Origin of the sequence: Extensimonas perlucida (assembly GCF_007655255.1) — a bacterium.
GTDB lineage: Bacteria > Pseudomonadota > Gammaproteobacteria > Burkholderiales > Burkholderiaceae_C > Extensimonas > Extensimonas perlucida.
Genome location: NZ_VMYE01000018.1, coordinates 1 through 25,370, shown reverse-complemented (window position 1 = coordinate 25,370; position 25,370 = coordinate 1). Strand labels below are relative to the sequence as shown.

Here is a 25,370-nt window from a genome sequence, read left to right as displayed (position 1 = left end):
TTCGGATTTTTCGCATGACCGTCCGTACTGAAACGCTTTTACAAGCCCTCGCGCAGGTGCGCGACCCCCACACCGACCAGGACTACGTCAGCACGCGCGCGCTGCGCAATCTGCGCGTCGATGGTGGCAATGTGTCCTTCGCGCTCGAACTCGGTTACCCCGCGCAAAGCCTCGTTCCCTCTTTGCAGCAAAGCCTCACGGCCGCCGCGCGCAGCGTGCCCGGCGTGCAGCAGGTGGCCGTGGAGATCACGAGCAAAGTGCAAGCGCACGCCGTGCAGCGCGGCGTGCCGCTGCTGCCCGAGGTGAAAAACATCATCGCCGTGGCCTCGGCCAAGGGCGGCGTGGGCAAGAGCACCACTGCGGCGAACCTTGCGCTCGCGCTGGCGGCCGAAGGCGCGCGCGTGGGCGTGCTCGACGCCGACATCTACGGCCCGAGCCAGCCCATGATGCTGGGCCTCAGCGGCAAGCCGCAAAGCCTGGACGGCAAAACCATGGAGCCGCTGCAAAATCACGGCCTGCAGGTCATGTCCATCGGTTTTCTGGTCGAGCCCGAGCAGGCCATGATCTGGCGCGGCCCCATGGCCACGCAGGCGCTCGAGCAGCTGCTGCGCCAGACGCACTGGCAAGACCTCGATTATCTTGTCGTGGACATGCCACCCGGCACCGGCGACATCCAGCTCACGTTGAGCCAGCGCACGCCGGTCACAGGCGCCGTGATCGTCACCACGCCACAGGACATCGCGCTGCTGGACGCGCGCAAAGGCATCACCATGTTCGAAAAAGTCGGCGTGCCCATCCTCGGCATCGTCGAAAACATGGCCGTGCACGTGTGCAGCCAGTGCGGCCACGCCGAGCACATCTTCGGCGCCGAGGGCGGAAAGAGAATGGCCGCCGAATGCGGCCTGCCCTACCTGGGCGCGCTGCCGCTGGACTTGCGCATCCGCGAGCAGGCCGACCGCGGCCAGCCTACCGTGGTGGCCGACCCGGCCTGCGAGGCCGCGCAAACCTACCGGCACATCGCGCGCAGCGTGGCTGCGCGCATCGCGCTGCAAGGCAAGGACTATTCGGCCAAGTTCCCACCCATCAGCGTGCAGCAGGGCGGCTGACGCCCACCGTCGTCTACAGGCGCCGCCTGCAGTGGGCGCAGAGAGATAATCCTGCCCGTCCTTCTCTTCACACCACCACCCGCCATGACCACGACCACCATCCGCCAGGACGACCTGATCGCATCCATCGCCGGCGCGCTGCAATACATCAGCTACTACCACCCCGCCGACTACATCGAGCACCTCGCGCGCGCCTACGAACGCGAGCAAAGCCCCGCGGCCAAGGACGCGATCGCGCAAATCCTCACCAACAGCCGCATGTGCGCCGTGGGCCACCGCCCGATCTGCCAGGACACGGGCATCGTGAACGTGTTCCTGAAAGTGGGCATGGATGTGCGCTGGGAGGGCTTCACGGGCAGCCTCGACGACGCCATCAACGAGGGCGTGCGCCGCGCCTACAACCACCCTGACAACACACTGCGCGCCAGTGTCGTCGCCGATCCGCAGTTCGAGCGCAAAAACACCAAGGACAACACCCCTGCGGTGATCTTCACCGAGATCGTGCCTGGCAACACCGTCGATGTCACCGTCGCGGCCAAGGGTGGCGGCTCGGAAAACAAGTCCAAGCTCGCCATGCTCAACCCCAACGACGACCTCGTCGAATGGGTGCTCAAGACCGTGCCCACCATGGGCGCCGGCTGGTGCCCGCCCGGCATGCTGGGCATAGGCATAGGCGGCACCGCCGAAAAAGCCGCGCTGCTGGCCAAGCAAAGCCTGATGGACGACCTGAACATGTACGAGTTGCAAGCCAAAGCCGCGTCGGGCGCCAAGCTCGACCGCGTCGAGGAGCTGCGCCTGGAGCTGTACGAAAAGGTCAACGCCCTGGGCATAGGCGCGCAGGGCCTGGGCGGCCTGACCACCGTGCTCGACGTGAAAATCGCCATGTACCCCACGCACGCGGCCAGCAAGCCCGTGGCCATGATCCCCAACTGCGCGGCCACGCGCCACGCACATTTCGTGCTCGATGGCTCGGGGCCGGTCTATCTCGACCCGCCGAGCCTGGACCTCTGGCCCGACGTGCACTGGGCGCCCGACTACAACAAGAGCAAGCGCGTGAACCTCGACACGCTGACCAAGGCCGAGGTCGCCACTTGGAAGGCCGGCGAAACCCTGCTGCTCACGGGCAAGATGCTCACGGGGCGCGACGCCGCACACAAGCGCATCCAGGACATGCTGGCCAAGGGCGAAAAACTGCCGGTCGACTTCACCAACCGCGTGATCTACTACGTCGGCCCCGTCGATCCGGTGCGCGATGAAGTCGTGGGCCCCGCCGGCCCGACCACCGCCACGCGCATGGACAAGTTCACCGAAATGATGCTCGCCCACACCGGCCTGATCGCCATGATAGGCAAGGCCGAGCGCGGCCCCACCGCCATCGAAGCGATCAAAAAGCACCAGAGCGCCTACCTCATGGCCGTGGGCGGCGCGGCTTACCTGGTCTCCAAGGCCATCAAGGGCGCCAAAGTCCTCGGCTTTGCCGACCTGGGCATGGAAGCCATTTATGAATTCGAAGTCGTCGATATGCCGGTGACCGTGGCCGTCGATGCCAGCGGCACCAGCGCGCACATCGTCGGCCCGGCCGAGTGGCAAAAACGCATCGCCACGGGCGAGTTCAAAGGCATTGGCATCGCCCAGGCCTGATTCCCTGACGCCCGCGCCAGCGCGCCACTTCGTGCGGCCATCGCCCATGCCACTTGCCGAGCGTCCCATAGGCGTCTTCGACAGCGGCATCGGCGGCCTCAGCGTGCTGCGCGCGCTGCGCGCCGAGCTGCCGCACGAGCGCTTCGTCTATCTGGCCGACAGCGGCCACGCGCCCTACGGCGAGCGCGACGCGCGCTTCGTCGCCCAGCGCACGCATGCCATCACCGCCTACCTGCGCGCGCAGCACCACATCAAGGCGCTGGTGGTCGCCTGCAACACGGCCACCGCCGCCGCCATCCACGAAGTGCGCAGCAGCCACCCAGACTTGCCGCTCGTGGGCGTGGAGCCCGCACTCAAGCCGGCCGTGCAGCAAAGCCAGACCAAGCGCATCGGCGTGATCGGCACCCGCGGCACCCTGGGCAGCGAGAAATTCCGCGCACTGCACGCCAGCCTGGCCGGACAGGTCGAATTCATCCTGCAGGCCTGCGACGGCCTCGCCCACGCCATAGAGCGCAGCACAGAGCAAGCATTGCATGGGAGCGCAGAAACTCCTGAAGTGAGAGCGCTTTGTGCCCGCTACATCAGCGCTATGGGCCAATTTGGCAATGAAGCCGGCCAGATCGACACGCTGGTGCTAGGCTGCACGCACTACGTCTTTGCGCTGCCCACCTTGCGCGCGCTCGTCGGTCCACAGGTGCAGATCATCGACACCGGCGATCCCGTGGCGCGGCAGACCCGGCGTTTGCTGGCGCAAGTTGCGACACTGGCGCCGGAATTTTTGCCGGGAGACGCAGGTGCCGTGCAATTGCTGACCACAGGCGCGCTGGCGCCGCTGCAAGCCGCGGCGCAGCGCTGGCTGCAACTGCCCGCGCAGCAGTGCGAGCGCATTGCCCTGCCTTGAGAAGGTCTCTTCCGAAGGGAAGTCTCGAAAATCAGTGCAGATGGCGCGGGCGGCGTCCGCCGCCATGGCCACCGCCCGGACCGCGCGGCGGCTTGCTGATCTCTAGCGAATTGACGAGCGCGTCGAAACGCTGCGTGAAGAGCTTGTCGATCTCGGCCACCACGCCACCGAGTTCGGATGCGTCGAAGTGGCGCTCCATCAGGTTCACCACGTCCTGCACGAGCAGGTCGCGCTGCACCTGCATGATGGCCGCAGGCGTGGGGCCGACGAAGAGCATCAGAAAGTCGTCACGCGCCTCGGTACCGTCGTCTTCGTCTTCTTCGTCGAACTCGATGTCGTAAAAGCTCACCTCTATGGCCGCCCCGCTCTCGGCGAGTTCATTGAGGCCCATGCACAGGTCATCGAGCGATTGGCGGAAGTCTTCATCCCCCTCCACCGTCCAGCACATCTGCAGCACATGTTCTTTGGGGTCGAACTGAATGCCAGGCTCTTCTTCGTAAAGGCTGGTAGCGCCATCGGCCAAGGAGCGCGCCCCGGCGTACTTCCACAGCGGCTTGAGCGCCTGTTGCAACTGCTCGAAGCGCACATCGGCCCGCAAAGGCACCTGGCCGTGCACATGGATTTCAAAAGGAGCGTTGTAACTTGACATGATTTTCACCCTGGTGCCCCGAGCCGGAATCGAACCGGCACGCCCCTTATGCAGGTAAGCGGCGGATTTTAAGTCCGCTGTGTCTACCAATTTCACCATCGGGGCCTGGGCTGCAACCATTGGCAATGGCCGCAGCCCAAGAAAAAAGGGAAGCCTGAGCTTCCCTTGCAATGTTGGAGCGGGAAACGAGACAGGCACTAGGGCGCTAAATCCTTGTTTCCCAATCACATTCTTCGCCGCCGTGAGCAGCGAAGGCCTGAATTATAGCCTTGTTCTTCGCCCTCGGCAACAAAACTCATCCAACAACTTCCATCAGCGTCCAAGGACTGCCATTTCATCCCCTGACAACCGACGCAGAATACACGGCTACCAGAGGCCCGCCCCTGCAACGCCGCTCGACACTCAGGTCTCCTTGCGTCAGGAATGGCATCAGCATCGAACGTTGAGACCGCGCTTGGTTTGATGCCGTGCGCACCACAGCCCAAGGCTGTTCGTGATGAAGGCCAAGCGGCGAGCAAGGAAAGATGGGGCGCATGTTCACATCACCTGGTCAGCTGGCGACCGTGTGGGAGCGGCGCGCAACAGCCTCAAACTGGCCACAGCCCAGGATCGCTGGATGCTATGTCGATATATCAGGATGCCAGAACAAGCATCACACGCGCGGTTTTCTCTGCGTCCCTCTGGACGTTGAGCAACGACTGCGCCCCAGCGCGACTTGTGAAACCGTAGGGATATCAGACCATAGCGAATCGGTCTTGATACGCCTGACGCACCCCATGACGCTGGCACCGTGAGCGCCATTGTCGAGCGTGCTTCTTCCTTGTTACTCGACGGGCCGGCAACTGGTCGATTCTTGCACATTGAGCAAGAGAGGGCCACCTGTGGCGGATGCCATGATCTCGTCCGCCCACGTTCCGGGGCATTCGTCCCTGGCATCCGCCACAGGCATAACGACACAACAGCCCTTGGCAGGGCGAGAAAGGAGCCGGTGATGTAGCGCTTCCGAAAGGAGACGAAAACATGCACAAGGAGCCACCATTATCAAAGGTGTTCTATCGTCCCATCGAAGCTGCCATACGGTGGGCTGGGTTGTTGCGGTACAAGGCGTCGATCCTCGCCTCGATCGCATCACCGCGGTGCCTGCCGCAGACATTGGACTGCCCGCGATGGAACGAGTGTCGGCTGTACTCGGAACGCATCTACGACGGCATCCTCAACTCGGAACTGCCCTTTGGCAAGAACGGGATCACGCTCAATGACCCAGAGTTGGTGAGTTCACCCGATCTGACCATCCGCCACGTCGATCTGAAACGCTGGATGCGCACTCACTATCCTGAGCATCGACCCGGATTCCTGTTCAGCCGCAGCGAGCGCATGGCGCATCCCTCCATCACCCTGGAAACAGGACAGGCAATCCTGCTGGAACGGCAGGCTCTGCAGGCCGCGCTGGACCATAGCCGGCGTGAGATGCGCAAACTTCAAGCGCAACACGAAGCCTTGCTCAAGCAGTCCGCGGTGCTGTTGGCATCCAAGCAGTGCGCGATCAGTGATCGAGCGGAGACCACGTACCTGAACATCATCGGTGGCATGCTGACGCTGATGCTGGGTCAATCCCCATCGGGTGTGCCGTACTCCAGCTTCAAGACGCAGGAGGCAATCGTCACCGCATTGCTCGCCCACTATGGCGGCACCATGGGCATCACGGAGCGAACCTTGAACGGCAAGTTCGCCAACGCCAGGAAGAATGTGCGTAGCGCAGCCGCGTGAATTCTTCCATCTTGTATGTGCAGTCTCGGAGATTGCATTTGCAATGTCTTTTTGCAGCCATGTCTATTGAATAGAGGTCACGCCAACAAACGCCACTGAGCGTTCAGGAGTGACCGCCATGTCGCAAGTACCTGTACTGCCACCGCACGAGCGCCGCATCCTGCGGCTCGATGAAGTTGAAGCGAAGTCCGGCTTCAAACGCGCCCACATCTACAACCTGATGAAGAAGCGCCAGTTTCCACAGGCGTTGCGCCTTGGCGTGCGCGCGGTGGGCTGGGATTCGGTCGAGATCGATCAGTGGATCGCCGAACGCCTTAACAACCGCACCTGACTCGCTCCCCCTCGGACTTCCCATCGCCAAACGGAGAGCGCCATGCAGGTCGTATCCATCATTTCAACGAAAGGTGGCGTCGGCAAGACGACCACGGCCGCCAACCTCGGCGGGCTCGCCGCGGACGCGGGGCTGCGCGTGCTGCTGCTCGATCTCGACGTGCAGCCCACCTTGTCCTCCTACTACGATCTGGCTCACCGCGCGCCCGGCGGCATCTATGAGCTGCTGGCGTTCAACGAGCGCGGTCTCGACCAGCTCGTGTCCCGCACCATCATCGCGGGCCTGGACCTGGTGCTCTCGAACGACCACCGGGGTGAACTGAACACCTTGCTGCTGCACGCGCCAGACGGGCGCCTGCGGTTGCGCCACCTGCTGCCGGCGCTGGCGCCGCTCTATGACCTGGTGCTAATCGACACCCAAGGCGCGCGCTCGGTGCTGTTGGAGATGGCGGTGCTCGCCTCCGGCCTGGCGCTGTCACCCGTGACCCCGGAAATCCTTGCGGCCCGCGAACTGCGGCGCGGCACCATGCAGTTGCTGGAGGACATCGCGCCGTATCGGCACCTTGGCATCGAACCGCCACCGCTGCACCTACTCATCAATCGTGTCCACCCCGTGTCCGCCAACGCACGCATGATCCAGCAGGCGCTGCACGACCTATTTCAGGATCACACGGGCATCCGCGTGCTGGGCACCGACGTGCCGGCCATCGAAGCCTATCCGCGCGCTGCAACCCGCGGCATGCCGGTGCATCGCGTCGAGTATCGACAGCCACCAGGCAGAGTTGCGCCCGCTGCGCTCGACACCATGCGCACGCTCGCCGGCGAACTGTTCCCGCAGTGGCAAGACAGATTCGCCCGCGTGTCCGGCCGTCCTCCACGTTCTATTGAAACCGGGAGGTCCCGTGGCGAGCGCACATGAACTGTCCCGTGGCCACAAGCGACTGCGCGCCCTGATCGAGTTTGCGGTGAGCGAAGGCTGGCACGTCAAACGTACTCGGGGTGGACACCTCAAATTCACCAAGACCGGCTGCGCCGCCATCTACACCAGCTCGACAGCGAGCGATTACCGGGCAGACCTCAATGCCCGTGCGCAGATCCGCCGAGCCGAGCGCGAGGCCCGCATGGCCCGGCCCGCCAACGCCGAGGGATGCGGCCATGGCTGAGATGACCTCCCAGGACATGGCCGGCAAGCTGCTTGCCGCCGGGTTCGAGCGCAGTGGGCCATCGGCCACGGCTTTGAGTGACCCCATCGCCGACACGCCGATGGTCGTGACGCTGGACCAGTTGCGGCCCTACGACCACGATCCCCGCAAAAAGCGCAACTCGGCCTACGATGAAATCAAGGCCTCCATCCGCGAGCGCGGCCTGGATGCGGCGCCAGCCATCACACGCCGTCCTGGCGAGGCGCACTACATCATCCGCAACGGCGGCAACACCAGGCTGGCGATCCTGCGCGAACTCTGGACAGAAACGAAGGACGAGCGCTTCTTCCGCATATCGTGCCTGTTCCGGCCGTGGCCTGCGCGCGGGGAGATCGTCGCGCTGACCGGGCACCTCGCCGAGAACGAACTGCGTGGCGGCTTGACGTTCATCGAGCGCGCCCTCGGCGTCGAGAAGGCGCGCGAGTTCTATGAAGCGGAAAGCAGCACGACCTTGAGCCAGTCCGAGCTGGCCCGTCGCTTGGGCGCCGACGGCTTCCCCGTGCAGCAGTCACACATCAGCCGCATGGCCGATGCGGTGCGCTACCTGCTGCCTGCGATCCCGACCGTGCTGTATGGTGGCCTCGGTCGCCACCAGGTCGAGCGGCTGTCGGTCATGCGCAAGGCCAGTGAGCGCACGTGGGAGCACTATGCCAAGGGCCGCTCCCTGCCGCTCGACTTCGACAGTTTCTTCCAAGAAGTGCTGTCGCAGTTCGATACCCAGGCCGACGAGTTCTCGCCGCAGCGTGTGCAGGACGAGTTGATCGGTCAGATGTCCGAGCTGCTGGGCATCGACTACGACGTGCTTGCCCTGGACCTGACCGAATCCGAGAGCCGCCACCGCGCCCTGGTCAGCGACCCAACCCCGCCATCGGCGCCGCCGGCATTGCCTGAGCCTGGGGCCATCGCACGGCCGCCGATTGAACCGGCACCGTCCCCCGCCACAGCAGCACATTCTGCAGGCCACTCTGCCGCCGCGCCGACAAGGCCCCAGGACGATGCGGCCCCGCGTGAGGCATCCGCAGCCACCCCTGCGGCAGCGGCTGGCGATCTACTTGACGAGCACATCGTCTCTCCGGCACCCACGACGCAGCGGCTCCAGTCCATCCAGCGCATGGTCGCCGACCAGTTGGGCGATGCGCTTCCGCCCGACTTCTCGGCCAACGTGCTGCAGTCGATTCCCGTGCAGGCCGGTGGCCTCTATCCCATCTCGGACATCTGGCATATCGACCCAGGTCTCGACGCACCCGGCCGCCTGCGCGTCCACATCGCGCAGTTCGCGCGCGAGATCGCGGGCGAGGTCGACCTGGACGCGTGTGTCGAGGATCGTTCAGATGGCATCGGGTTCGCGTGTCGTGCCCCGACCCAGGTTTCGTCGCCGCTCGCACGTGCCGTGCTCGCGCTGCTGGTTTCCCTGGCCGGTCAGCAGTCGGCCGACGTGGGCTTGGACGGCGGGCACTTCGTCACCGACCTGCCAGCGCTGTTGCACGGCCAAGGCCAACGTCATGCCGACGGGGCCCGGCGATTGAGCGACACCGCGCTGGTCAAGCTGTTTCGTCTGCTGCGGCTGGCCCGGCGCCTGCTGGATCTGGAAGCCGGCGCTCTCGGTCCTGGGACCTGAGCGAGGGAGGCCCGCATGTCCGCACCTAACCCACTCAACCAGGCCGTCATCGCGCAGGCGCTCTACGATCTGCGCAACGGGCAACTGCGCCGCTGCAAGGCGATGGGATTCGGTGAGGAAGAATTGGATGCGCTCAAGCATCCGGCGCTGATCAGCGTACTGGCCAATGCCAGCGTCTCGTGGTGCTCTGTCTCGGTGAACCGGGAAGTGCTCCGGCGATTGCTCAAACAGGCGCAGGACGTGGAGAAGGAGATCGCCACCGTCGATCGCATGTTGCGCCTGGGGGCCAGTACGGAAATGGCGAGCCGTTTTTATGGGCTGACGCACCAGGAAGTCGCGCTACGGCGTGAAGTTCTCGGCCTGCCCAAACGCAAGGGGCGCCATCCGGTTCTGGACGAGGAGCAGGACACCGAGCTGTGGCGACGCTGGAAGGCCGTGACCAGCAGCAGGAATGTCGAGCTGGAGGATGAGACCTCGGTTCTTGATGCGGCAATGGACCTCGCCGAAGGCATGGAACTGCCGCTGTCGGTGGTCTGGGCTGCGATCAAGAACTGGATCGATCAGGGATTGGGTTGAGTCATGGCCGTGGACGACGCTGCACCACGAGCACCACGCCAAGGCCCGGTCGCCCTCGCTGATCTGTTCGACAGCGCGCTGAAAGACCTTGCACCGAAACCTCGCCCGCCCGCGTCCGCGCCAGCTCCCGCATCCGCAACATCTCCTGTCTCCGCAACCGGCGACGGTTTTCTGTTCAGCGGCAATCGGCACGAGAGCGTGCCGCGACGGCTGTTCCTGGACCGACGCCTGACGCCGCTGGAACGCAATGCCTGGCAAGTCTTTCGGATGATGCTCAACGAGGATGGGGTCACGGCGTTTCCGACGTATGAGCAACTTCGCCCGTGGCTCGCGTCAATGCCCTGCGCCGGACAGGCCTCTCACGAGACCGTGGCACGGGCGCTGACGCTGTTGCGCCTGACTCGCTGGTTGAGTCTCGTGCGCCGCAGGCGTGACCCCAAGACCGGGCGCATCCTCGGCAACCTCTACGTCCTGCACGATGAGCCCCTGACGCCTTTCGAGGCGATGCAGCTCGACCCGGACTACTTGGAGCTCGTCAGCCAAGCCCTGGGCCATTCGGCCAAGGCCGTCCAGGTCGTGGGCTTGCACACCCTCAAGGAAATCGCCGAAGACCCGTTGTTGTCTGGCCGCACGTTGCCCTCGCGGCTGCAGGTCCTTGCCGAACGCCTCGCGAGCCAGGGCATTGGGTCGCAGGAGAGTTATCCACAGAAGGATAGGGTTCACGATTCCGAAGAAGGGGCGCCGAGCCTTCTTCGGAATTCTGATGACCCCTCTTCGGATTCCGAAGCAGGGCCGAAACCCGCGTCAGACGGCGCTCTTCGGAATCCGAAGCAGGACCGTACTGTACGTAGTAGTCGTATGAATGAAGTACGTACTACCGCGCGTGAGCGTGGGCAGGCGCGTGCGATGCCAGGAGTTCGCCTGCCTGATCGCTTTCTCGGCTTGAAGGAAGAGCAGCAGGCCGCCGCCATCGTGGCATTGCAGCAGGTCGATGCTCCGCTACGCCAGGCCGTGCTGGACGAATGGGCGGATCGCTGTCGCGGCAGCACCATCCGCAACCCGGCAGGCTACCTGTTCGGCATCATCCAGCGCGCCATCCGTGGCGAGTTCAACGCCTGGGCCAAGCAAGCCGGGTCAGCACCGCCACCTGCCCCTGCACGAGATGCACCGCCTGAACCACCGCGCAATGTGGTTCCACCCGAGGTGGCCCGGCAGCACATTGACCGGCTGCGCGACCTTCTGCGCAGTAGCTGAGCGCGACGAGCGACAAGGGCGTGAAGCAGACGTCGATGGCCGTCAGTAGAGCTATCCCCAGGGGATAGATGTACTACAAGCTGTAACGCCGACAGGCACGGCATGGCACTTCGGTCCAGGGGGGCCGTAATGGCGTCGGTTGCATGAGCGCACGCACCATTTGCGCGAGCAGCGCTCCATGGCTTTCGATGGAGCTATCCCCTGGGGATAGCTCGTGTCACAGGCCACCGCTGCCACGACAACCGGGTCCCGGTTCATTTCGGTTTGTTGACTGACTGCCTTCCGTTGCGTGCCGATCCTGACCGCTCCTTTTCCCAAGCGAGCGGACGCCATGGCAACCAACGAACCTCTGCAACTCAATCTCGGCTCTTTGCGCAGCGCGATGTCGCTGACGCTTCACACCCACCACGCCTCGCGCATCTGGCATGGCCGCGCCGCCGCCGAGGGGCGACCCGGCATCGTCGGCCTGAACGGCTACATCGCCGTGATGAACAAGATGAAGCGCGGCTCGGAGCAGGACGACCCGTACAGCGACTGGTGGATGTTGCGCATCGAGGAAAAGCTCGACCAGACCAGGACCACGTTGCAATCGCTGCGCGAGCAGGTTGACCAGGCACTGGCCGGCGTGCCTGCGGCGTTGAGCCTGGGTGAGAACCTCAACGTGCAGCCGGTGAAGCTCCCCTTGTTCGTGAACGCGCAGCTCGGCTTTGCCGCCGTCTATCTGCTGGCCGACTACGACGACATCGCCCGCAAGCTGATCCTCGCCCACCACACCGCGCTGATCGATCGCTCGACGTTGGAGCGCTGGCTCAACGAAGGTGCCCACGCGCTGCGCAGCCTGTTCAGCCTGGCCCAGCAATACCGCTACTCGGGCTGCACCCGCGACGACTTCGCGGCCAAGAACGCCGCAGCTCGGGCAGCATTGGAGAAGTTCGGCGAACTGCCGCAGGACGTGCTCGAAGGCATGCGCCGCTCGAAGTTTGCGCCGCCCGTCGTGCGCCGTGGTCTGCAACAGCGTGGTGATAGCGCTGCCGCAGCCGCATCTCCCACCGACGAAGGCGCTGCCGCCGATTCGGCCGAGGCCAAGTCCACAGCCGCCGGCGAGGACGAACCGGCATGAGCGACCCGAACCGCGAACCGCGCTACTTCCGTCGTCTGGAACAGCCAGCCTTCATGCGGCTGGAACACGCGGCCTCTCTAAAAGGCCTTTTAAAGCCTTTTAAAGGTAAAGGGGACTTCGAGGCCTGGGCCAGCCAGTGCTTCGCCATGCGCGACGAGTTGATTGCCCTGGCGCAGCGACAGGTGCTGCCACAGGCGTGCGGGCATCCCTTCCACCTGCTTCCCGTCGAGCTGGCCCAGCAGACCACTGGCGCAGGCACGACCTTTCTTCGCTGGCGCAAGCACGATCGATCGGCCATGGGCGTGGCGTTGTGGCAGGAGCTGATGGCGAGCCCCAGCACGCCGGTCAACCTGCTGCACGACCTGCACGAGATCGAACTGCAGCGCGTCATGCTGAACATGCAGATCAGCCTGCTGCACACCCTGGGCAGGCAAGCACAGGAATGCGCCAGCAAGGCCGCGCAGGCGGACAACACCTACCTGCGCCGGCTCGCGTCCGTTCCTGCCGCAGTGCGCGATCGGTGATTGCGCCTGCCATCCGAGCACGCGCCCGAGCCCAACGAGGCACGGGTATTTCAACCACCACGGAGATTCCAACATGAGCACACAATTCATCGGCGAGGGCAACATCGGATCGCCTCCCGAGTACCGCGAATTCCCCAATGGCAACGACGATCCTCGCCGGTTGCTCCGGCTGAACGTGTACTTCGACAACCCCGTCCCCACCAAGGGCGGCGAGTTCGAGGACCGCGGCGGCTTCTGGGCGCCGGTGGAACTCTGGCACCACGACGCCGACCGCTGGCAGCAGCTCTACCAGAAGGGCATGCGGGTGCTGGTCGTCGGCCGCATGGAGCGCGACCCCTGGACGGACAACGAAGATCAGCCGCGTGAGACTTGGCAGGTCAACGCGCGCAGTGTCGGCATCCTGCCGTACCGCATCGAGTCTGTGGCCCTCAGCCCGAAGCCACAGGAGGCAGAGCCGAAGCCCCAGGCCACCCAGGAATCGACGGCGCCGAAAGAGACCAAGCGCAGGAAGTGATCGGGCATGGAGGGCGGCTGCCGCAGTGCTTCGCCGCCCTCCATGCGCTGCGAATTATCCCCAGGGGATAGCTCCACCAACGTCCACCGAGTTCCACGCGCGCTCCCGGAAATCGCGGCTCTCGGCCCGCACACTTCCGGCCACGCACCTTCCCCGCACTCGCCATTTCATCGGCGTGAAAGCGGTCGCTGCCGCATGCGGCTTGTTTGCTGCTGCCAGGGGCTGCGCTCGGCATCCTCGATCCCAGCAACTCCATGAACAACAGGAATCGGGATGGACGGATATGCGGCTGTTCTTGTGCGAGAAGCCCTCCCAGGGCAAAGACATTGGCCGGATTCTCGGCGCCACGCAGCGCGGTGAAGGCTGCCTCAACGGTTCCGGCGTCACGGTCACCTGGTGCATCGGCCATCTCGTGGAGGCGGCGCCGCCCGAGGCCTACGACGAGCAGCTCAAACGATGGTCCGTTGAGCAGTTGCCCATCATTCCCCAGCACTGGCGGGTCGAGGTCAAACCGAAGACCGCCACGCAATTCAAGGTCGTCAAGGCGCTCTTGGCGAAGGCGACTCACCTGGTTATCGCCACCGATGCCGACCGCGAGGGCGAATTGATCGCCCGCGAGATCGTGGAGCTTTGCGGCTACCGCGGCCCCATCGAACGCCTGTGGCTGTCGGCGCTCAACGATGCGTCCATTCGGGCGGCACTGGGCAAGCTGCGGCCTTCGGCCGAGACGCTTTCGATGTACCACTCGGCGCTGGCGCGCTCCCGTGCGGATTGGCTCGTGGGCATGAACCTGAGCCGGCTGTTCACGGTGCTGGGGCGACAGGCGGGTTACGACGGCGTGCTGTCGGTCGGCCGCGTACAGACCCCGACGCTCAAGCTCGTTGTGGACCGCGACCGCGAGATCGCGCGCTTCGTGTCCGTACCATACTGGGCCATCGCCGTGTCCCTGTTCGCAGGCGGTTCGACTTTCGCCGCGCAATGGGTTCCACCCGATGCGTGCACCGACGACGCAGGCCGCTGCCTGCGGCAGCCGGTCGCACAGCAGACCATGCAGCAGATCCGCGCTGCGGGCAGTGCCCACGTCGTGTCGGTGGAGACTGAGCGTGTCCGCGAAGGCCCGCCGCTGCCGTTCGACCTGGGCACCTTGCAGGAAGTGTGTTCCAAGCAGCTTGGGCTGGACGTGCAGGAAACCTTGGAGATTGCCCAAGCCCTGTACGAGACGCACAAGGCCACGACGTACCCCCGCTCGGACTCCGGCTACCTGCCCGAGAGCATGTTTGCCGAAGTGCCCACCGTTCTCGACAGCCTGCTCAAGACCGATCCCTCGCTGCGCTCGATCATGGGCCAGCTCGACCGCTCGCAGCGCTCGCGCGCCTGGAACGATGGCAAGGTCACGGCGCACCACGGCATCATCCCGACGCTCGAACCGGCGAAGCTCTCCGCCATGAGCGAGAAGGAACTGGCCGTGTACAGGCTCATCCGGTCGCATTACCTGGCGCAGTTCCTCCCTCACCACGAGTTCGACCGCACTGTGGCCAAGTTTTCGTGCGGGGGGCAGAACCTGGCGGCCACGGGCAAGCAGGTTGTCATCCCGGGTTGGCGCCAGGTGCTCGCCGAGCCGCAGGCCGAAGACGGTGATGGCGAGGGCGATACTGCGGTCCGCGCCCAGGTGCTGCCCGCGCTGCCGAAACTGTATGAGGGCCTGGCATGCCAGGTGGCCGACGTCGATCTCAAGGCACTCAAGACGCTGCCGCCCAAACCGTACACGCAAGGCGAGTTGGTCAAGTCCATGAAAGGCGTCGCCAAGCTGGTGTCCGATCCCCGCCTGAAGCAGAAGCTCAAGGATACGGTTGGCATCGGCACCGAAGCGACGCGGGCCAACATCATCGGCGGCCTGATCGCTCGCGGCTACCTCGTGAAGAAGGGGCGCGCCATCCGCGCCTCGGATGCGGCTTTCACTTTGATCGATGCCGTGCCTGCGGCGATTGCCGACCCTGGCACCACCGCCGTCTGGGAACAGGCGCTCGACATGATCGAGGCCGGACAGCTCACCCTGGACGTGTTCATCGGCAAGCAGGCCGCGTGGATTTCGCAGTTGATTGCGCAGTACGGCAGCGCCTCCCTGTCCATCAAGGTTCCCCAAGGGCCGGCATGCCCGCAGTGCGGCGCACCCACGCGCCAGCGCAGCGGCAAGAGCGGCCCGTTCTGGTCGTGCAGCCGCTACCCGGACTGCAAAGGCACGCTGCCAGTCGAATCCGGCAGCTCCAAGCGCGGCGCCTCGCGCCCGCGCCGTAGCGGCCGCAAAGGCTCCTGACCGCCCCCGTTCCCCGTGAGCCGTGCCCGCCTTCGGCGGCGTGGCCCCTGTCCCGCACTCCGCCGCATGCCCTGCGGGACGCCCAGCGCGCAACGCCTTCTTGATCCGTGTGCGCGTCCCGCCCAGCCGTCCCCGGCCGCGGGACCTGAAGGTAGCTTCTCTGCGAGCCGCACCACGCGCGTTCTGTTGATCTGCGTTTCTTCCGCCCTCTGCGAAGGGTCTCCCGGTGGCTTGCCAGGCTGCACGAGCCACCGGGAGACCCTTCGTGGTCAGCGGTAATCGGTGCCGGTGCCCGCCGGTGCAAAAACGGGCTCCCTTTGTGCGCGGATGTGCGCCAGACGATGCCGGCCCCAGCCACGACATGGGCCGGGTGTGATTGCTTGATGAGCAGACGGTTCTAGCGACGACCGGGCCTGCCAATCAGCCCACGGGTGGTTCCTCTTTTCTCCCGAGCCGAAGGCCGTTGGGCCTTCGGCGCCATTCTCCTGCCCATCAACGTCCCGGCCCGGCCATTGGCCTGGGCCACACGAACAGGAGAGACGACATGCACCCTCAACCTTGCGCACCGCTGCTGTACGGCAGACGGAGGTCGAGAACGGCATGCCCGCCTATCGCGCGGCCATCGCCAATGGTACGCTCGGCTGCAGCCGAGGCCGTAGCCCAAAGGCTGGACTACCTCTTTTGCAGAGGTAAACCTCGGGATGAACTGGGCGAAAACATGCCTTATGTGCCCGCCTTACGGCGAGCTGTTTCCGATGCTTCGCGCAGGATTTCCCGCCCCCCATTCGCTGCGATTGCGGCCACGATGACGCCCAGCACCAGATCCGGGATGTTCGACCCGAACCCCATCACCAGCACCCCGGACAGCACAATCGCACCATTGACGATGGAGTCGTTGCTGGTAAAGATCGCTGACGCCTTGAAGTTCACATCTTCCCCGCGATGGCGGCGCAGTAGTCTGAGGCACACTAGGTTCAAAGCCGCGTTCAGCGCGGCCATGGCCATCATGGCTGGGCCGACAGGCTCTTCCCCTCCAGCGAAGCGGCGTAGGACTTCCAACAGCAGCAGCGCGGCCAGGCCGATTAGCAAGAAACCCGACAAGCGGGCCGCGCCCACCTTGACCGTTCCCGCACGACCGACGGCATACAGGCTAACCGCATAGACCGACGCATCGGCGAGGTTGTCCAACCCGGCGCCCATCAGCGCCGTAGAGCCAGCCCAGATGCCAAGGGCAATGCCGGCGGCGGACTGCGTCAGGTTGATCAGCAACACAGTCAGAAGAATCTTTCGGTCCTTCGCATCGCTCGCATCTAGGCGGCCCAACTCGTCGTTTTCGTGATTTCTGTGGTTTTCAGCCATGCATTGTTCCTTCCAAATCGATGGATGCTGAAGCCTGTAGCGGCTGGAGAGTCAAGGCGCAGATGCAACGAACTTGCCACAGGGTCTTCCCGGACGCCCTTGACTCTACCGTAGCTAGAAGGTTTTCCAATCCAGTCAGAGCTTTAGGACAGAACAGATGAGCACCAATGCGCCCCCTTCATTGCGACTGTCATCCGGTATGGCTGCTATCCACTGATCCGTGGCGCCACTGCGGTTGTGCTCTTCGGCGAGCTCGCGACCGGCCGGCCGTCTTTTCCGACGGAGCTACTCACAGTGATCGTCGCGCTCGCTTGTGCCGCCTTGCTAGAGGGCGGGCGGCCTTTCCACTCCCCGTTGAGCCAGTAGCGGCGTTCCAAGCTGTGGTTGGCCGTCGGCGCATGGCTCGGCTTCTTGGTCGTGCATCTGGCCTTCCAGCACTCCAATCTGGGATACCGGGTCGGGCCGTTGGGATTGTTGATCGGGGTGGCTGAAGCCCATCGCTGGCATCACAAGCGTGAGCACGAAGACGCCCAAGTCAACTACGGCGATTTCTGGATGCCCGGGGGCCACTTGTTCAGCGCTTTCCGGTCGCAAAAGCACACGCTGGGCGCCAAAGAGTGACACTCAAGAAAGATGGACTTTCCAATGGACTACGGCCCGCAGCTTGTCTATCCCTTCCGGAGCCGGCCAGCAGCGGCAAACGCTTGCGCTGCTGGCTATACGATCTTGCCCACGTCGCATTCTTGCGCGAGTCGGGCCTTGCGGCTTCTTGCGAAGCGATCGCGAGTTGCGTGGCGTGCCCATGAGTCGGGCCGCGTCGTGGCGCACTGCTACCTTGGCCTGCACCTGCACCTGCGCAGCCACGCCGCGATGCTCGGTCTGGCCTGGAGAACCCGTAAGGTGGCGGAGATTGCGGCGCGCAGGTCGTCCGGCTCGCGCTGGCTCCTGTGGGCCACGCCCTCGGTCGCACGCCGTCTCAAAACGTCAGAATCGCGCGCTTTCGCATGATGGAGCGCGGCACGTGGCTCTCAGAACTGGACCCGATCACTTCCAGCACCGATGACACGCTCGAGCTTCAGGCGGGCTCGGCCAAGCTGTTGAGAATGCCGCACTCGCGCGAGGTTCGGGCGCTATCGCAGGAGCGTCGCAGATCCATTAACTCGCGCTCCAAGGCGCGCAATTCCTTCATCTTGGTCCGCACTTGCGCGATATGAGCGTCGACCAGCGCGTTCACCTCGCCGCAGCCCAACTCTGGCCGATCCCGTAAGTTCAGCAGTTGACGGATCTCATCCAGCGTCATGTCCTTCGCCCGGCAGCGGCGGATGAACAGCAAGCGCTGCAAATGGACTTCGTCATAGAGCCTGAAGTTGCCCTCGCTACGTGCAGGCTCGGGCAGCAAGCCTTCTGACTCGTAAAAGCGCACGGTCTGCACCAAGCAATCTGCCTTCTTGCCCAGTTCACCGATCCGCATCATGGTTGCTTCCTATAAAAAACTTGACTCTATATCTACTAGAGGTTTTCTAATGATGGCATCCGGGGAAAACCTTGTCAATGAAGAGCGATCTATGAACAAAGAACCTTCCAGCCCATGCGCCTGCTCCGGCGGCAATGGCCAACAGACGGCGTGCGCCAGTGAGCAGGCCAGCACTGAAACCACCGTTTTCCACGTGAGCAACATGGATTGCCGCAATGAGGAAGCACTGGTGCGGCGAACGCTGGAGGGCATGCCCGGTGTCGAGCGGCTCCTGTTCGATCTTCCGCAGCGTTTGTTGACCATTTCGCACCGCGAAGTCTCGGCCGATGCCTTGGAGCAAGCGCTGAATTCGGTGGGCATGAAGGCTCAGGCTGTCCGAGACGCCGCCGTGTCGACCACCTACCGCATCGAGAACATGGACTGCCCGAGCGAGGAGAAACTCATCCGCTCGCACCTCGGGGCAGTCGAGGGAATTCAGGACCTCGACTTCGACCTCGCTGAGCGCACCCTGTCGGTGAAACACCTCGCTCAGGCACGCGCGCAGATGGAGCAGGTCCTGGCCTCGATCGGCATGCGCGCCAAGGAGCAGACCTTCGGCCACACGGGGCCGATCGAAGCCGCGGCTGTGATCCCATCCTCGGCCCTGCAGCAGCAACCAACCGCTGCCGTTTCCGCGCCGCCGATCGGCGAGCGGGTGACGTACCGGATCGAGAACATGGATTGCCCGACGGAAGAAGCGCTGATCCGCGACCGGCTGGGCAAGCTGCCGGGTGTGACCGCGCTCGACTTCAATCTGATGCAGCGTGTGCTGGGAGTCCAGCACACGCTGGCGACCTCAGCGCCGATCGAGAAGGCGCTTGCTTCCATTGGAATGCAGGCTGCGCGGCAGGACATGCAGACAGCCACCACGGTACTTCGCATCGCGAAGATGGACTGTCCGACCGAGGAAAGTCTGATCCGCGGCAAGCTGCAAGGCATGCCGGGCGTGCAGGGAATGGATTTCAACCTGATGCAGCGCACGCTCACGGTTCGGCACACACCCGACGCGATCAAGCCGGCAGTCGAAGCCATCGAATCGCTGGGCATGGAAGCCGAGGTCCAGAGGACTGATGAGCCGCGCGATGCCCCGGTGGCCGCGCACAAGACCAATTGGTGGCCGATGGCGGTTTCGGGCGTTGCGGCGGTGGCCGCCGAAGGCGTGTACTGGGTCAACGACGGCAATCATTGGGCCGTGATCGTGCTGGCACTGGTTTCGATCTTCACCGGCGGCCTCAGCACCTACAAGAAGGGCTGGATCGCGCTGAAGAACCTCAACCTGAACATGAACGCCCTGATGGCCATCGCGGTCACCGGCGGCATGGCGATCGGCCACTGGCCGGAGGCCGCCATGGTCATGTTCCTGTTCGCGTTGGCGGAAGTGATCGAGGCGAAGTCGCTGGACCGCGCCCGCAACGCCATTCGGGGGCTGATGGACTTGGCGCCCGAGACCGCGACCGTGCGGCAGGCCGATGGCTCATGGACAGAGCTGCCGGCCAAGGAGGTCGCAAAGGGCGCGGTGGTCCGCGTGCGTCCTGGCGAGCGCATCGCACTGGACGGCCTGATCACCTCGGGTCGATCGGCCATCAACCAGGCGCCCATCACCGGCGAGAGCCTGCCCGTCGAGAAGGCCGAAGGTGACCAGGTCTTCGCCGGAACCATCAATGAGACCGGCTCTTTCGAATACAAGGTGACCGCAGGCGCCAGCGACTCGACGCTCGCGCGCATCATCCATGCCGTGGAGTCCGCGCAGGGCAGCCGTGCGCCCACGCAGCGCTTCGTCGACCAGTTCGCCCGCGTCTACACGCCGGCGGTGTTCGCGGTGTCCGTGCTGGTTGCCGTCGTGCCGCCGCTCGCCTTCGGCGGCGCATGGTTTGACTGGGTCTACAAGGCCCTGGTACTGCTGGTGATCGCCTGCCCCTGCGCTCTGGTCATCTCCACGCCGGTCACCATCGTCAGCGGCTTGGCCGCTGCCGCCCGACGCGGCATCCTGATCAAGGGTGGCGTCTACCTGGAGGGCGGGCGCAAGCTCAAGGCGTTGGCCCTGGACAAGACCGGCACACTCACACATGGCAAGCCCGAGCAGACCGACTTCGTGCCGCTGATCGGCGAGGCGCAGGAAGTTGCCGCCTGGGCCGCAAGCCTCGCGGCACGCTCGGACCATCCTGTGTCTCAGGCCATCGCCCGCAAGGCGAACCGTGACGGCATCGCGCTGCACGAGGTCGACGACTTCGCGGCGCTGCCTGGCCGCGGCGTGCGCGGCCGCGTCGCCGGGCGCATGTTGCACATGGGCAACCACAGGCTCGCCCAGGAGCTGGGCCTGAGCGAAGCGACGCTCCAGGCTCGGCTGGAGACCCTGGAGCGCCAAGGCAAGACAGCGATCCTGCTGATGGACGATGCGACCGTGCTCGGCATTTTTGCAGTGGCCGACACCGTGAAGGAAACCAGCCGTGAGGCGGTGGCCGACCTGCAGGTGCTGGGTGTGCGCACGCTGATGCTGACGGGGGACAACCAGCACACGGCCGCGGCCATCGCTGCCCAGGTCGGAATCTCTGAAGCCCGTGGTGACCAACTGCCCGAAGACAAGCTCAAGACCATCGAAAGCCTGGTCGGCGGCGAGGGCCAGGTGGGCATGGTGGGCGACGGCATCAACGATTCGCCCGCGCTCGCCCGTGCCGACATCGGCTTCGCCATGGGCGCGGCCGGCACCGACACCGCGATCGAAACAGCCGACGTCGCCCTGATGGACGACGACCTGCGCAAGATCCCCGCCTTCATCCGGCTGTCGCGTAGCACTGCGGCGATCCTCACGCAGAACATCGTTCTGGCCCTTGGCATCAAGGCGGTGTTCCTTGCGTTGACGTTCACAGGGCATGCCACCATGTGGATGGCTGTGTTCGCTGACATGGGGGCAAGTCTTTTGGTTGTCGTCAATGGGCTGCGCCTCCTGAAGTTCAAGGCGGCATGAACAATGGATGAACCATCTCTTCGCAAGACGCAGTGGTACTCACTCGCGATCGTTATATTCGCCGGCGATCAGGCAGCTAAGAGCTACATTGACGCGACAACTCCCTTGGGTTGGTCGCACGAGGTGGCGTCATTCTTCAACCTAGTTCACGCTCTCAATCCCGGCGCGGCGTTCAGCTTCCTTGCTGGCGCGGGCGGCTGGCAGCGGTGGTTTTTTCTGGCGATCGCGTTCGCAATATCGGCATGGCTCGCATGGCTGCTCTCCCGGCCGCTGCGCAAAACGGAAGGCCTTTCGTACAGCCTCATTCTGGGCGGCGCATTGGGCAACGCGTTCGACCGCGCCACGCGCGGGCACGTTATCGACTACATCGACTTTCACCTGCACGGCTGGCACTGGCCCGCCTTCAACATCGCTGACATGGCCATCGTGGGCGGGGCGATCGCGCTGGTGGCCCAGTCGTTCATGAGCGTGGAGAACCCGGCCGCCACAAAGGAGTCCCAGTGACATTGGGACGATCCGGAAATTCGCAATGCACACGGTGCAGGACACCAATCTGAAGAGAACGGCCCCCAGCATGAGCGGCCGCGGCTTGGCCCTCATGCTAGCGCCCACCGCCGCTTTTGCTGCAACGCCCTGTTGCGATGGCGGCGATTGCTGCAACGACGTCGCAATGCCTTGCTGTGAATAAACAGCACGCAAGCCAGTTGACCTGGCAATTATGAAAGTCCATCACGGCGATGCTGGCCTTTTTCGTTCCAATGAGCCGTCACGGAGAGGTGATGATGAAGCTATGCCGGGATCCTGCAAGCTTTAGGACGGTCTTCTTTACCGCATAGCGATATGCTGATGTCACCCGTTCGCCTCGCCTGGCAAGTACAAGTAGTTCGTCGCGGTTTTCTGGCCGTGTCCGCCCGCTTCGCTGGCCCTTTTGCCCCAAACAAGCGCAATCATGCCTGCGTTACCACCAAAGTTCGCCCCCGCCAGTTGCTGTTCCTAAAGGGCATCAAGCTCAACGCCATCGCCGACCGGCCAGCGTATTTCGCATCGCTGCGTGCCCGTCGGGGCCAGCCCATCGTCATCCTCGCAGAGCTGGGACCGGACGAGGCATTCGCCCTGTGGAAGCAGCATGTACTGGGCGACAGGCCTCGCTGACCCAGTTTCGCCTCATCCTCCTGACAGCCCCGCACTTATTGCGGGGCTTTCTTTTTTCCGCGTTCGCCAATCGGGGCTGTTGCAAATGCCGATTTCCGGCTGACGCGGCTCGCCTCGCGCATGAAGCTGCCCGCATGTGTCGCTGATTCGTCAGCACCATGCCAGCAGCCAGAGTTTCCAGGCTGCCGCGGATTCTTTCCGCGCTACCCGCCAGTCCGTATCGCATCAAGTCTGCGGACGTGCGTCCCCTGACGCCGATGCTTTTTATCCACCGCGTGCGGGAGCTGCCATCCCGTGAGGGACAAGGCCTCGCTTTTTCAAGGAGCCTACCCATGTCCCACAAAGCCTCTTTCGGCCAGTTGGCCTTGACCTATTGCGGCAAGTTCCTGCCGCTCGAAGTCCTGCAAAGCGCCGCCGGCCACTACATCGGCACGCGCGATACCGAAGGTCCCGTTTCGCGGGAATCGCACGAATACTTCCGCAGCCATGCGGCGGCTCAACGTGCCCTCGAAAGAGGCGGCTGGTCCCAGCTCGCCATTCCCTGATCCAACTGGAGGAATCACGCCATGAATCAACTGCTGCCGCAGGACGTCGTCGATCAGATCATGCGGGAAGAGCAGCATTTCGCTGCCGCGCCCCAAGCCTTCTTCGAGGCCTGGAAGCGTGGTGCCGAGATTGCTGGTCCCGAGTGGTTCGGCGACGGCACCCGTGAAGGTCTGAACCAGGCCAAGAGCAAGTGGGATCTGCGTCCCAACATGCTGCTGCTCAATGATGCCCTCGGCGTCCTGAGCAGCGGCGAACGCATGTTCCTGTCCGCCATGGTCAGCTTCTACAACGCGCGCGAGGGCGGTGCCATGCTCAAGCGCTGCCACTTCGACGGGCTGTCGGACTTCGACGGCCTCGATCTGCAACGCCGCAAGGTCATCGCCGACTTGATGGTGAACTACAGCGGCTGGTGAGCCCGTTTCGGGCACACCCCCGTCTTTTCGTTCCCCACGAGGGACATGCGTCCACACGGCCATGTCCCTCGATTTCCTTTCCGTAGCCCAGCGTAAAGCGGCTGAATCAAAGCCAACGATCAGCGCCGACTGACGCATTTTCCCTTTTCAACCCACTGGGTCCAATTCCCGGTGGCGGGAATTGGCTCCATTATTCAATCTGGAGCGTTCCCATGTCTCAGAATCCCAATCCCTTTGTTCGCGGCTACTGGAACTTGAAAATCGTCCGCACGCTGTCCATCAGCTACGAGGACGGAAGCCCGCATGTCTGGCGAAATATCCACCCGAGCCAGCAACATCTTTCCGACCAGGAACTGATTTCATCTTCCTGCATCGTCACCAGCGATTTCGCGGTGGTCACGAACGGCTCTGAACCTATAAGCGCCGAGGTGCTGGCCGAATGCGATGCCGATGAGGGCGTTAACGGCGAAGGCGTGATCGGTGCCGTGGTCTATGCCATTCATGGCGAGGACTTCGACGATCGCCTGATCCACGTCGGTGACAGCTATTCGGTCGAGGCCGCGCGGGAAATCGTGCAGCGCCTGAGTTTCGAGACCGGCTACTACAGCCGCTGCTGGGAAATCAGCAGCGCGCACATCAGCCAGGAAACCGGCCAGTACCTCGCCAATCTGGCGGACCTCGCCACGCCGGAGGCCTTTTTGTTCATCGCCTTTCGGGTTCCGTACAGCCCGGCGATCGGCGTCAAGCTGATCTCAACGCCCTGGACGGACCAGAACCTGGAGCACGCCGATGGCATCACCGCCGAGCAGCTTCGGCAGGAGCACCGCAGCAAGGGCATGCCAGACGACCTCGCGAACATCCTGGAACTGGCTGGCCAGGCCGATGTGCGCATCCTCATCCTCGACGCCGACGCGCCCGTGTTGCCGGGCTTGCCGCTGGCCGAGTCCTAGCAAACACACCACGAGCCCACCTTCCTCTTTGCCCTCCATGCCAGCCCGTCTCCTTTCTAGGAGCCGGGCTGGTCCAATTTCATAGGAGCACTTTATGTTCCCCGACCTCATCTCGCCCGCACGCGACTTCGAGCATCAGCTTGGAGCCTGCGTCAACGCCATGGGCCAGGACGACGCCATCGGCCAGATCTTGGTATTCGAGCGCTTGAGTGGCACGCTGCACATGCGCCATATCGCCAGCGCCGATCTGGCCGACACCGACATTGACGACTACGAAATGGTCGTTTTCGACGGTGGCAACACCGGCGGCGACACGTGGAAGCACGTGTTCTTTCCACGTCAGCGCGAACACTACTTCGTGTACCAAGCCTGACCCAACCAGCCCCTTTCGAGGGGCTTTTTCGTTTGGCCGGCCGTTCATCGGCAATCCTGACCTTGTCGAGCGACTGCGCGGCAACCAGCCATTGGCGGCTGCTGACAGCAGCGTCTATTACGGCGGCGGCGCCAACGGGTACACGGATTTCCCCACTTTTTCCGGCTGATCATTTTCGGAATTCCCGAAATACAGAACCCGGATAAATGGGAACTCGGGTGGCGGTAACTGTAGCGGTAACCAGAAACCATCACGGTTTGCTGGCACAGCCAGCTGCCGCCCGCGTTTGTACGCTGCCGGCGAGAGAAGCAGACACGCATACCAAGCAGATAAGCCGTTGAGCGCGAATCTTCCTCTTGAGAAGCGGCTGCTGCTGTCCGGGAAGCGTCCCTGGCATTGCGCAGCAAGCGCTCTATTAATAGCTTTTAACTGTCATCATCAACTTGCCCGATGATTGAGTCTTTTCCAAATCAGGTATGAGCCTGAAGCCCCCGCAAAAAGCAGCGAGGCGCAACGAGTCGAATCGTTGTAGACGTCGGCAGTGTATTGGAGATTTTTCTCACCATCGTGGAGGGCTGTGGGC

The 25,370-nt window shown here is 63.8% G+C and carries 26 protein-coding genes and 1 tRNA gene; 23 read left to right on the top strand and 4 right to left on the bottom strand.

The genetic code is table 11. The annotated features are described in order from the left end of the window. The first annotated feature begins 14 nt into the window (after positions 1 to 14). The 3 genes from apbC (at position 15) to murI (ending at position 3,648) form a co-directional block, all read left to right on the top strand. The gene (gene apbC, locus FK527_RS13320) at positions 15 to 1,106 is read left to right on the top strand and encodes an iron-sulfur cluster carrier protein ApbC (protein ID WP_144734761.1); all 1,092 of its coding nucleotides are present in this window, start codon (positions 15 to 17) and stop codon (positions 1,104 to 1,106) included. An 84-nt stretch (positions 1,107 to 1,190) separates the two neighbouring features. Beyond that, positions 1,191 to 2,747 (top strand): fumarate hydratase, encoded by a 1,557-nt coding sequence (locus FK527_RS13315; protein ID WP_144734758.1) that lies wholly within the window; start codon positions 1,191 to 1,193, stop codon positions 2,745 to 2,747. A gap of 46 nt (positions 2,748 to 2,793) precedes the next feature. Beyond that, positions 2,794 to 3,648, top strand: a complete 855-nt coding sequence (gene murI / locus FK527_RS13310) for a glutamate racemase (RefSeq protein ID WP_144734755.1) — start codon at positions 2,794 to 2,796, stop codon at positions 3,646 to 3,648. 31 nt (positions 3,649 to 3,679) lie between these two features. Here the strand turns inward: murI and FK527_RS13305 are convergent, their stop codons facing one another. Both FK527_RS13305 and FK527_RS13300 read right to left on the bottom strand, forming a co-directional pair. Continuing rightward, complete coding sequence (locus FK527_RS13305) at positions 3,680 to 4,297, bottom strand: DUF6806 family protein (protein ID WP_144734752.1); 618 nt, start codon at positions 4,295 to 4,297, stop codon at positions 3,680 to 3,682. 11 nt (positions 4,298 to 4,308) lie between these two features. Next, positions 4,309 to 4,402 (bottom strand) — tRNA-Leu (locus tag FK527_RS13300). A 915-nt stretch (positions 4,403 to 5,317) separates the two neighbouring features. On the opposite strand from FK527_RS13300, the gene FK527_RS13295 reads away from it, so the two are divergent. From FK527_RS13295 to FK527_RS13245, 11 genes are all read left to right on the top strand, one after another. Continuing rightward, positions 5,318 to 6,064 carry a hypothetical protein gene (locus FK527_RS13295; RefSeq protein ID WP_012112309.1) on the top strand — a complete coding sequence of 249 codons (747 nt, stop codon included), beginning with the start codon at positions 5,318 to 5,320 and terminating at the stop codon, positions 6,062 to 6,064. A gap of 118 nt (positions 6,065 to 6,182) precedes the next feature. Further along, complete coding sequence (locus FK527_RS13290; protein WP_012112310.1) at positions 6,183 to 6,395, top strand: AlpA family transcriptional regulator; 213 nt, start codon at positions 6,183 to 6,185, stop codon at positions 6,393 to 6,395. Positions 6,396 to 6,437: 42 nt separating this feature from the next. Further along, the gene (locus tag FK527_RS13285; protein WP_012112311.1) at positions 6,438 to 7,313 is read left to right on the top strand and encodes a ParA family protein; all 876 of its coding nucleotides are present in this window, start codon (positions 6,438 to 6,440) and stop codon (positions 7,311 to 7,313) included. After that, positions 7,297 to 7,557 (top strand): hypothetical protein, encoded by a 261-nt coding sequence (locus FK527_RS13280; RefSeq protein ID WP_012112312.1) that lies wholly within the window; start codon positions 7,297 to 7,299, stop codon positions 7,555 to 7,557. The genes FK527_RS13285 and FK527_RS13280 overlap by 17 nt, the downstream gene beginning before the upstream one ends. Beyond that, the gene (locus tag FK527_RS13275; protein WP_012112313.1) at positions 7,550 to 9,214 is read left to right on the top strand and encodes a ParB family protein; all 1,665 of its coding nucleotides are present in this window, start codon (positions 7,550 to 7,552) and stop codon (positions 9,212 to 9,214) included. The genes FK527_RS13280 and FK527_RS13275 overlap by 8 nt, the downstream gene beginning before the upstream one ends. Positions 9,215 to 9,229: 15 nt before the next feature. Continuing rightward, on the top strand, positions 9,230 to 9,790 hold the full coding sequence (locus FK527_RS13270) for a DUF2857 domain-containing protein (RefSeq protein WP_012112314.1): 561 nt from the start codon (positions 9,230 to 9,232) through the stop codon (positions 9,788 to 9,790). A 3-nt stretch (positions 9,791 to 9,793) separates the two neighbouring features. Further along, on the top strand, positions 9,794 to 11,044 hold the full coding sequence (locus tag FK527_RS13265) for an STY4528 family pathogenicity island replication protein (protein ID WP_012112315.1): 1,251 nt from the start codon (positions 9,794 to 9,796) through the stop codon (positions 11,042 to 11,044). A gap of 331 nt (positions 11,045 to 11,375) precedes the next feature. Next, positions 11,376 to 12,164, top strand: coding sequence for a PFL_4669 family integrating conjugative element protein (locus FK527_RS13260; protein WP_012112316.1), 789 nt, complete (start codon positions 11,376 to 11,378; stop codon positions 12,162 to 12,164). After that, complete coding sequence (locus FK527_RS13255; RefSeq protein WP_003098978.1) at positions 12,161 to 12,688, top strand: DUF3158 family protein; 528 nt, start codon at positions 12,161 to 12,163, stop codon at positions 12,686 to 12,688. The genes FK527_RS13260 and FK527_RS13255 overlap by 4 nt, the downstream gene beginning before the upstream one ends. A 73-nt stretch (positions 12,689 to 12,761) precedes the next feature. After that, positions 12,762 to 13,202, top strand: coding sequence for a single-stranded DNA-binding protein (locus tag FK527_RS13250; RefSeq protein ID WP_003098976.1), 441 nt, complete (start codon positions 12,762 to 12,764; stop codon positions 13,200 to 13,202). Between the two features lie 283 nt (positions 13,203 to 13,485). Then, on the top strand, positions 13,486 to 15,516 hold the full coding sequence (locus tag FK527_RS13245) for a DNA topoisomerase III (RefSeq protein ID WP_003116834.1): 2,031 nt from the start codon (positions 13,486 to 13,488) through the stop codon (positions 15,514 to 15,516). A gap of 723 nt (positions 15,517 to 16,239) precedes the next feature. Here the strand turns inward: FK527_RS13245 and FK527_RS13240 are convergent. Then, the gene (locus FK527_RS13240) at positions 16,240 to 16,875 is read right to left on the bottom strand and encodes a cation efflux transmembrane domain-containing protein (RefSeq protein ID WP_021195296.1); all 636 of its coding nucleotides are present in this window, start codon (positions 16,873 to 16,875) and stop codon (positions 16,240 to 16,242) included. Between the two features lie 384 nt (positions 16,876 to 17,259). Here FK527_RS13240 and FK527_RS17610 point away from each other — a divergent pair, with 384 nt between their 5' ends. Together FK527_RS17610 and FK527_RS17605 are read left to right on the top strand one after the other, a co-directional pair. Next, positions 17,260 to 17,496: a sterol desaturase family protein gene (locus tag FK527_RS17610; RefSeq protein ID WP_003098970.1), complete on the top strand. Its 237-nt coding sequence runs from the start codon at positions 17,260 to 17,262 to the stop codon at positions 17,494 to 17,496. A gap of 12 nt (positions 17,497 to 17,508) precedes the next feature. Continuing rightward, positions 17,509 to 17,883: a DUF3703 domain-containing protein gene (locus FK527_RS17605; RefSeq protein WP_011516992.1), complete on the top strand. Its 375-nt coding sequence runs from the start codon at positions 17,509 to 17,511 to the stop codon at positions 17,881 to 17,883. 67 nt (positions 17,884 to 17,950) lie between these two features. On the opposite strand, the gene cadR is transcribed toward FK527_RS17605, so the two are convergent. Beyond that, a complete protein-coding gene (cadR, locus tag FK527_RS13230) occupies positions 17,951 to 18,349 on the bottom strand; it encodes a Cd(II)/Pb(II)-responsive transcriptional regulator (RefSeq protein WP_003098965.1) in 399 nt (132 codons plus the stop codon). A gap of 91 nt (positions 18,350 to 18,440) precedes the next feature. Here cadR and FK527_RS13225 point away from each other — a divergent pair, with 91 nt between their 5' ends. The 7 genes from FK527_RS13225 to FK527_RS13195 all read left to right on the top strand — a co-directional run bounded on the left by FK527_RS13225 (position 18,441) and on the right by FK527_RS13195 (position 24,787). Further along, positions 18,441 to 21,353: a heavy metal translocating P-type ATPase gene (locus FK527_RS13225; RefSeq protein ID WP_186298440.1), complete on the top strand. Its 2,913-nt coding sequence runs from the start codon at positions 18,441 to 18,443 to the stop codon at positions 21,351 to 21,353. Between the two features lie 3 nt (positions 21,354 to 21,356). After that, positions 21,357 to 21,857 carry a signal peptidase II gene (gene lspA / locus FK527_RS13220; protein WP_003098955.1) on the top strand — a complete coding sequence of 167 codons (501 nt, stop codon included), beginning with the start codon at positions 21,357 to 21,359 and terminating at the stop codon, positions 21,855 to 21,857. Between the two features lie 336 nt (positions 21,858 to 22,193). After that, a complete protein-coding gene (locus FK527_RS17805; protein WP_003108988.1) occupies positions 22,194 to 22,505 on the top strand; it encodes a hypothetical protein in 312 nt (103 codons plus the stop codon). Between the two features lie 332 nt (positions 22,506 to 22,837). Then, the gene (locus FK527_RS13210) at positions 22,838 to 23,050 is read left to right on the top strand and encodes a hypothetical protein (protein ID WP_003158617.1); all 213 of its coding nucleotides are present in this window, start codon (positions 22,838 to 22,840) and stop codon (positions 23,048 to 23,050) included. 21 nt (positions 23,051 to 23,071) lie between these two features. Then, positions 23,072 to 23,464, top strand: a complete 393-nt coding sequence (locus FK527_RS13205) for a hypothetical protein (protein ID WP_033981906.1) — start codon at positions 23,072 to 23,074, stop codon at positions 23,462 to 23,464. Positions 23,465 to 23,676: 212 nt separating this feature from the next. Beyond that, positions 23,677 to 24,414, top strand: a complete 738-nt coding sequence (locus FK527_RS13200; RefSeq protein ID WP_003158619.1) for a DUF5983 family protein — start codon at positions 23,677 to 23,679, stop codon at positions 24,412 to 24,414. 94 nt (positions 24,415 to 24,508) lie between these two features. Then, complete coding sequence (locus FK527_RS13195; RefSeq protein ID WP_003158620.1) at positions 24,509 to 24,787, top strand: hypothetical protein; 279 nt, start codon at positions 24,509 to 24,511, stop codon at positions 24,785 to 24,787. The last annotated feature ends 583 nt before the right edge of the window (positions 24,788 to 25,370 follow it).